At 67.1% G+C, this 7,234-nt stretch carries 5 protein-coding genes; all 5 read left to right on the top strand.

Annotated features, from left to right (window positions below):
* The first annotated feature begins 312 nt into the window (after positions 1-312).
* Positions 313-1,059 carry a GntR family transcriptional regulator gene (locus DEIPH_RS13580; RefSeq protein WP_034359009.1) on the top strand — a complete coding sequence of 249 codons (747 nt, stop codon included), beginning with the start codon at positions 313-315 and terminating at the stop codon, positions 1,057-1,059.
* Between the two features lie 66 nt (positions 1,060-1,125).
* Entirely contained in the window at positions 1,126-2,166 is a 1,041-nt protein-coding gene (locus tag DEIPH_RS13575) for an SIS domain-containing protein (protein ID WP_081790925.1), read from the top strand.
* A 1-nt stretch (position 2,167) separates the two neighbouring features.
* A complete protein-coding gene (locus DEIPH_RS13570) occupies positions 2,168-2,998 on the top strand; it encodes a PfkB family carbohydrate kinase (RefSeq protein ID WP_034359007.1) in 831 nt (276 codons plus the stop codon).
* A 17-nt stretch (positions 2,999-3,015) separates the two neighbouring features.
* On the top strand, positions 3,016-3,789 hold the full coding sequence (locus DEIPH_RS13565) for an ABC transporter substrate-binding protein (protein WP_034359006.1): 774 nt from the start codon (positions 3,016-3,018) through the stop codon (positions 3,787-3,789).
* A 423-nt stretch (positions 3,790-4,212) separates the two neighbouring features.
* Positions 4,213-7,167 carry a bifunctional diguanylate cyclase/phosphodiesterase gene (locus DEIPH_RS18870; protein WP_051517387.1) on the top strand — a complete coding sequence of 985 codons (2,955 nt, stop codon included), beginning with the start codon at positions 4,213-4,215 and terminating at the stop codon, positions 7,165-7,167.
* The last annotated feature ends 67 nt before the right edge of the window (positions 7,168-7,234 follow it).

Below are 7,234 nucleotides of genomic sequence, written 5' to 3'. Positions count from 1 at the left end.
TCTTTTTATGCGCTCAGCACGCTATTTTTGCCCCGCAAGCCCCAGGCCCTAAACGGCGTTGGCAGTTCACCACACATGCCGCACGAGTAAAACTGAGCCGCCGCTATCCGTCCCTAAATTAAACCTCATTATGCCTGTGGCGCTCCACTAGGCCTCTTGAACACCTGTCTTTAACCTCTGTCGTGGCGACCCGGGTGGTGCGGCTGGCCGTCTTCGCGGTCCGGTCCCCCACCGGCGAGAAAGCTACTGTCTTCCCCGCTGGCCGGTTTCCCTCCCACTCCACTCTGGCCCGGAAGGCGGCATGCTAGAGCCGTGACGGAAGATGTGACGCAGCGGCGCTACCTTCAGGTTCAGCAGCGCCTTCAGAACATGTTGGAAGGCGGTGAATACCTGCCAGGCGACAAGGTGCCTTCTGAACGGGAACTGGCCCAGACGCTGGGCGTGAGCCGCATGACGGTGCGCCGGGCAGTGGACAACCTGGTGCGGCAGGGCCTGCTGGAACGGGACAGCACCACCGGGACCCGGGTAAGTCCGCCGAAGGTCCGCCGCCTGCTGAACCATGCCCACCTGCACAGCATCACGCAGATGGTGGCGGCCACAGGCGGCCGGGCCGGGGGGAAGCTCCTTGAATTCCAGATGACGGCCGCGTCGGGCAGTGTGGGCCAGAAACTGCACCTGCCCCCGGGAAGTCCGGTGGTGATGATCCGGCGGCTGCGGCTGGTGGATGACGTGCCCTTCTGCCTGGAAACCAGTTACCTCTCCGCGCGGCGGGTGCCGGGACTGGCCGCCGAGGACCTCCTGGGGGGGGAATCGCTGTATCAGCTTCTGGAGGAGCGGTTCGGAATTGTCGCGGCGCTGGGCGAGAGCATGATCGGCGTTGCCCCCGCCAGGGCATCCGAGGCGCAGGCCCTGAACCTTCAGCCGGATCAGGCCGTGCTGCTGTACCGCTCGGTGGTTCAGGACGCCCGGGGGCAGCCGTTCGAGTATCTCAAGTCCGTCAACCACCCCCAGCTGGTCGTCTTCAACATCGGCGAGGGCCGGGCCGGGTCGTCTCTGTAGCGGGCGGTTGACGGGACTCCCTGCCCCCCTTATTCTTGGTCTATACCAAGTAGACCAAGGAGAAGCATGCTCACTTCAGATGCCGCCACCCGCGTTGCTGCCACGCCTATCGACCCCGCTCTCATCACCGGGAGTCTGCAAGGCGCCCTGCGCGCCAAAGATGAAGCCGCCGCCCTGGGACGGCAGCTCGCCGGGCAGATCGACCGCATCTACTTCGTCGCCTGTGGCGCGCCCAACCGCGTGATGCTGGGCCTGGAATACTGGCTCGACCAGGCCCGGACGGACGTGCAGGTCAAGCGGTACTTCCCCGCCGAATTCATGACCCTGGAGCCGGCGCTCGACGAGCGGACGCTGGTCATCCTCGCTTCCAAGTCCGGGACCACCCAGGAAACGGTCGAGGCAGCGCGCTACTTGCAGGACAAACCCTGCATGACACTTGGCGTCACCTCCACGCGCGACAAGCCGCTGGCGCAGGCGGTGCAACACCTCCTCCTGATGGGCGAGACCGAGCAGGCCCACACCGGGGTCTATATCGTGCTTCAGGGCTTTCTGGCGGGTCTGCTCGACGCCCGGCAAGGCTACCCCCTCTTCGAACCGCTGATGCGCTCCCTGGACGCGCTGCCCGGCGTTCTGGTGGAGTCCGCGCAGCTCAGTGACGCCCGTGGGCGTGCGGACGCGCGGCAGTACCGCGACGACAGAATCATCTACCACCTCGCTTCCGGCCCCATGTTCACCACGGCCTACGTGTTCGGTGTGTGCATGCTGATGGAAATGCAGTGGCTTCACAGCGTGCCCTTCGAGGCGGCGGAATGGTTCCACGGCCCCTTCGAGATTCTCGACGCCCAGACGCCCGTGATGCTGCTGCTCGGCGAGGACCCCAGCCGTCCCCTGACCGAGCGCGCCGTCACCTTCTGCCGGAAGTACACCGACCGCCTGATGATCTACGACTCGCGCGACTTTCCCATGACGGGCGTCGCGCCGGAAGTGCGGCCCCTGTTCGCTCCCTACGCCCTCCAGGCCGCCCTCAACCGCTTCGCCGAGCATCTCGCCGCCGAACACGACCACTCGCTGGACACCCGGCGCTACATGTGGGTCACGGAGTACTGAGGTGGCCCGCCTGCTGGGAATCGGTGACAACACCGTCGACCTCTACCTGAGCAGCCAGACCATGTACCCCGGCGGGAACGCCGTGAACGTGGCCGCCCTCAGTGCGCGGCTGGGCCATCCGGCCAGTTACCTGGGCTGCGTCGGCACCGATGCGGCGGGCCAGCTGATCCTGGCCGCCCTGGGGGCCGAAGGCGTCGACCTCAGCCACTGCCGCCAGGTCGAGGGGATGACCTCCTGGTCGGGCATCGACCACCGGGACGGTGACCGCCACTTCGTCGGGAGCGATCCCGGCGTGCAGGGGGCCTGGACCCTGACCGACGAGGACCTGGGCTTCATGGCCCAGCATGACCTCGTCCACACCAGCATCTACAGCGAGCTGGAGGCTGTTCTTCCCCGCATCCGTCAGGCCGCGCCCGTCCTGTCCTTCGACTTCTCCTCCGACTGGACGCCCGAACAGCTTGGCCGGATGGCCCCCCTGCTCGACGTGGCCTTCCTGTCCGCCGGCGAGGGCAGCCTCGCGGAGGCGCAGCAGCAGGCCGCCGGCGCCGCTGCCCTGGGGGCACGCCTGGTGGTGGTCACACGCGGCGCGCACGGCTCTCTTGCCCTCCTGAACGGTGAATTCTTCCACGCAGATATCGTTCCTGCGGCGGTGGTGGACACGCTGGGTGCGGGAGACGCGTTCATCGCGGCCTTTCTGCACTGCTGGTTCAGCACCCGGAATGCAGCACAGGCCCTGGCCGCCGGAGCGAACGAGGCCGCCCGCAACTGCGCCACCTTCGGTGCCTTCGGACACGGCACCCCCATCCCGGAACCCGTCACCCACCAGCCCTGAACCAGGAGGAGAAGAACATGCGCCACCCCCGGATCCGTCCCCTGCTGTTCCTTATTCCCGTCCTCGCGGCCTTCTCCCCGGCACAGGGGGCCACCCTCGCGCAGGTCAAGGCCTCGGGCGTCCTGCGCCTGGCCACCGAAGGCAACTACCCCCCCTTCAACTATTACAAGAACAAGACCCTCACGGGGTTCGAGGTCGATCTGGGCAACGCCATCGCCAGACAGCTGGGCGTCAAACCCGTGTGGACCACGGTCGTCTTCGAGAGCCTGCTGCTTGGGCTGGACCGCGACCGCTACGACCTGGTCATCGCGTCGCACGGGATCACACCCGACCGGTTGAAAGCGGTCGACTTCTCCACGCCGCACTACTGTAGCGGCGGCGTTCTGGTGGCCCGGCCGGGTGGTCCCCGCACCATCGCCGACCTGAAGGGCAAGGTCGTGACCATGGGGGTGAACACCACCTACCTGAAGTACGTGCAGCAGCTTCCCGGCATCGGCGGAGTCAAGACCTTTCCCACCACCAACGACCAGCTGAACGCGGTTCTGAACAAGCGTGCGGACGCCATGGTCCTGGACCGCTTCAACGCCATCGACGCCAGCAAAGTCCTTCCCGGCAAGTTGCAGATCGGCAACATCATCTTTCCCGAGCGCATCGGAATGGCGGTCAGAAAGAACAATCCCGACCTGTTGAACAGCGTCAACAAGGCTCTGGCCACCCTGATGGCCGACGGCACCTATACCAAGCTCAGCGAGCAGTATTTCGGCCAGGACGTCCGCTGCCCCAGGTCCTGAGAGCGGAGGTGCTGGGCCTTCACCGGAGCCGGGCCAGCTCCCGGACCTCCACCCGATCAGCGACTTCACACCCTGGAGGAGACGCCGGGACACAGAATGGATTTCTGCCGCCCCCTCTCTGGCGACTTCGTGTGTCGAACGCAGCTTTCTCCAGCTCTGTTCTGCGCAACAAGTCGCCAGAGTTCTCGGCGGCATTCGCCACCCGCGCGGCTACCTTGCCTGCGTGTCGGTGGCCCGGGCCGGGGGTGCGGCAAGCCACCGCACCCACCAGGACCCTGAATCAGGGTGTGACCCTCGGCCATGTCCCGCCGGAGCATGAACGTTAGCCTCAAGGCCATGGACACCAGAGAAGCGGGCGGAAGTGCCAGCATCGGCAGGAGCTGCTAGCCTCCTGCCCTGCCCCACTTCGCCCAGGACCACGCCATGACCCAGCACGCCACGACCCAGACCGTTCGCGCCGTTGATGTCCACGCTGTTCTCGACGCCCTCCCCTCATCGCTCGCCGTGCTGGACCGGCAGGGGTGCATCGTGCAGGTGAACCGCGCGTGGCGGCGCTTCGGGGAGGCCAACGGCCTGAAGATGGCGGGGGACGGGGTGGGGGCCAACTACCTCACGCTGTGCGGGGCCAGCGGCCTACCGGAAGCGCGGGAGGCAGCGGCGGGCATCCGGCGGGTCATGTCCGGGACCGAGGAGGAGTACTTGCAGGTCTATGCCTGTCACGCGCCCCACCAGGAACGCTGGTTTCAGCTGCGCGTGACTCGCCTGGGGGACGATGCCGGCCACGTTCTGGTCGTTCACGAGGACGTCACCGAGCGCATAGATGCCCAGCATGAACTTCAGCGGCAGATGGCCTTCGTGCGCGGGCTGGTGGGCAGCAGCCCGGATTGCCTGAAGGTGCTGAGCCTGACCGGTGAGCTGCTGTGGATGAACGAGAGCGGGCAGGCCAGCATGGCCGTCCCGGATTTCCGGGACATTCAGGGCCAGCCCTGGGCGGCTCTCTGGCCGCCGGAGCATCAGGCCGACCTGCAACGGGCGGTGGAGGCCGCCTGCCGGGGAGAGCGTGGCCACTTTCAGGGCTACTGCCCCACCGCAGCGGGAAACCGCAAGTTCTGGGATGTGCTGGTCACGCCGATCCTCGGCGCGGACGGTCAGGTGATAAGGCTCCTGGCCACCTCCCGTGATCTGACGGCCCTGCGGGCAGCCCAGCAGGAAGTTCTGAGGCGGGCCGAGGAAACCGCCCACATTCTGAGCAGCATTCAGGAAGCGTTCTACACCCTGGACGAGGACTGGCGCTTCCTCTACCTCAATCCCCAGGCAGAGGTCCTGCTTGAGAAACCGGCCGCCGAACTGCTGGGACAGCAGGTCTGGCAGATGTTCCCCGAAACCCTCAGCGGGCGTTTCCCCGAGCAGTACCAGAAGGCCGTCGATGAACAGCGGGGCGTGTGTTTTCAGGAGTATTACCCGCCGCTGGGCAGCTGGTTCGAGATCAACGCCTATCCCCACGGGAGCGGCCTCGCCGTGTACTTCCAGAACATCACTGCCAGGAAAGCCGAGGAGCAGGCCCAGCAGGACCGCAACGACATTCTGGAAATGATGGTGCAGGGCCGCGCGCTCCCCGAGATCCTGCATCACGTCGCGCAGATGGTGGAGCGCCAGTTTCCCGGCCACCACTGCACCATCCTGCTGGTTCAGGGGGACCGGCTGGAGCTGGCGGCGGCACCGGGCCTCCCCCCGACGTTTCACCCGGTGCTGAGCGGCATCGAGATCCGGGAGGGGGCCGGGGTATGCGGCACCGCCGTCGCCCGGGGGGAGATGGTGGTGGTCGAGGATCTCCTGACCCACCCGGACTGCGCCGGCTATCTGCGCCGCCTCCCTCCCAACGCGTTACGGACCTGCGCGTCTCTCCCCATCCTGGACGGCGGCGGGGTGGTGCTGGGGGCGCTGGCCCTCTACGGCACTGCCCCCGGCCCGTTTTCGGGGCAGACCCTGAGCGTGCTGAGCAAGGCCCGCCACCTGGCTGCCGTGGCGATTGAGCACCACCGCCTCACGGGGCAGCTGCGGCACCAGGCCAATCACGACGTGCTGACGGGGCTGGCCAACCGGCAACTGTTCGAAAAGAGCTTACAGGAGGCGCTCCAGACCTCGGCACGTCTGGGGACGCCGGCCAGTCTGCTGTTCATCGACATCGACGAGTTCAAGGACATCAACGACAACTTCGGGCACCCGGTGGGTGACGAGGTGCTGCGCCTGCTGGCTGGCCGCCTGAAAGGCTGCGTGCGCCCCGCCGACACCCTGGCCCGCATCAGCGGAGACGAGTTCACGGTGGTCATGCCCCTGGCGGAGGAACAGGCCGCCCGGGAGACAGCGGCCCGCGTCCACGAGGCCCTGGCCCTCCCGCTGGTTCTCCCCGGCCGGGAACTCTCCGTCACGGCGTCCATCGGGATCAGTGTCACACCGGAAGGGGGGCCAGACGGGGCCGCGATGCAGAGAAGCGCCGACCTCGCGCTGTATGCCGCCAAACGCCGCAAGCCCGGCTCGGTCGTCTTCCACCAGAAGCTGGCGGACCAGGCGTCCGAGCGCTTCCGGCTGGGCGCCGACCTGCGCCGCGCGACCGAGCGGGGAGAGCTGGAACTCCACTATCAGCCGGTGGTTCAGCTCGGCAGCCGGCGGGTGGTCGGGGCCGAGGCCCTGTTGCGCTGGCGTCACCCCGATCTCGGCCTGGTGCCGCCCGCCACTTTTATTCCCGTGGCGGAGGAGACGGGCCTGATCGTTCCCATCGGCGAGTGGGTGCTACGGGAAGCCTGCCGCCAGGGTGCCGTGTGGAGGCGGCAGGGCCGGGCCTTCCACCTCGCGGTGAATGTCTCGGCCGTGCAGTTCGGACACCCGGACTTTGTGGACACGGTGGCCGCCTGCCTGCGGGACACAGGCTTCCCGGCCAGGCGGCTGGAACTGGAGCTGACCGAGCGGGTCGTGATGAGCGACGCCGAGGAATCCGTGCGGCGCATGCAACACCTGAGGAATCTGGGGGTTTCGATCTCGGTCGACGACTTCGGCACAGGCTACTCGAGCCTGAGCTACCTTCCCCGCCTGCCGCTCAATACCCTGAAGATTGATCGCTCGTTCGTGTCGCAGCTGCATCCAGCGTCGTCGGCCTACGCCGTGGTACGGGCCATCATCATGCTGGCACAGAGCCTCGGGCTGGAGACGGTGGCCGAAGGGGTGGAAACCGCAGAGGAACTCGCGGTGCTGCGCGACCTGGGCTGCACCCTGGGTCAGGGGTACCTGTTCGCCCGGCCACTGCGCGCGACCGACCCCTTCTGGACGGCGGCCGCATCTGAGGGGGAGCCGGTATCCCGCCAGGATGAGGGTGCTCCATGACCAGCCCCGCCCTGGCAGAATACAGGCGCGCTTCCCCAGCATCGAGCGCCTCTTCGCTCCCTCTTCC

Origin of the sequence: Deinococcus phoenicis, from assembly GCF_000599865.1 — a bacterium.
GTDB classification, from domain to species: domain Bacteria; phylum Deinococcota; class Deinococci; order Deinococcales; family Deinococcaceae; genus Deinococcus; species Deinococcus phoenicis.
This window is presented reverse-complemented; position numbering and strand designations above follow the sequence as displayed.

Bases quoted from the DNA above. Each gene is read 5' to 3' on its own strand.
- DEIPH_RS13565 (WP_034359006.1), top strand. From the start codon at position 3,016: ATGCGCCACCCCCGGATCCGTCCCCTGCTGTTCCTTATTCCCGTCCTC.
- DEIPH_RS13575 (WP_081790925.1), top strand. From the start codon at position 1,126: ATGCTCACTTCAGATGCCGCCACCCGCGTTGCTGCCACGCCTATCGAC.
- DEIPH_RS18870 (WP_051517387.1), top strand. From the start codon at position 4,213: ATGACCCAGCACGCCACGACCCAGACCGTTCGCGCCGTTGATGTCCAC.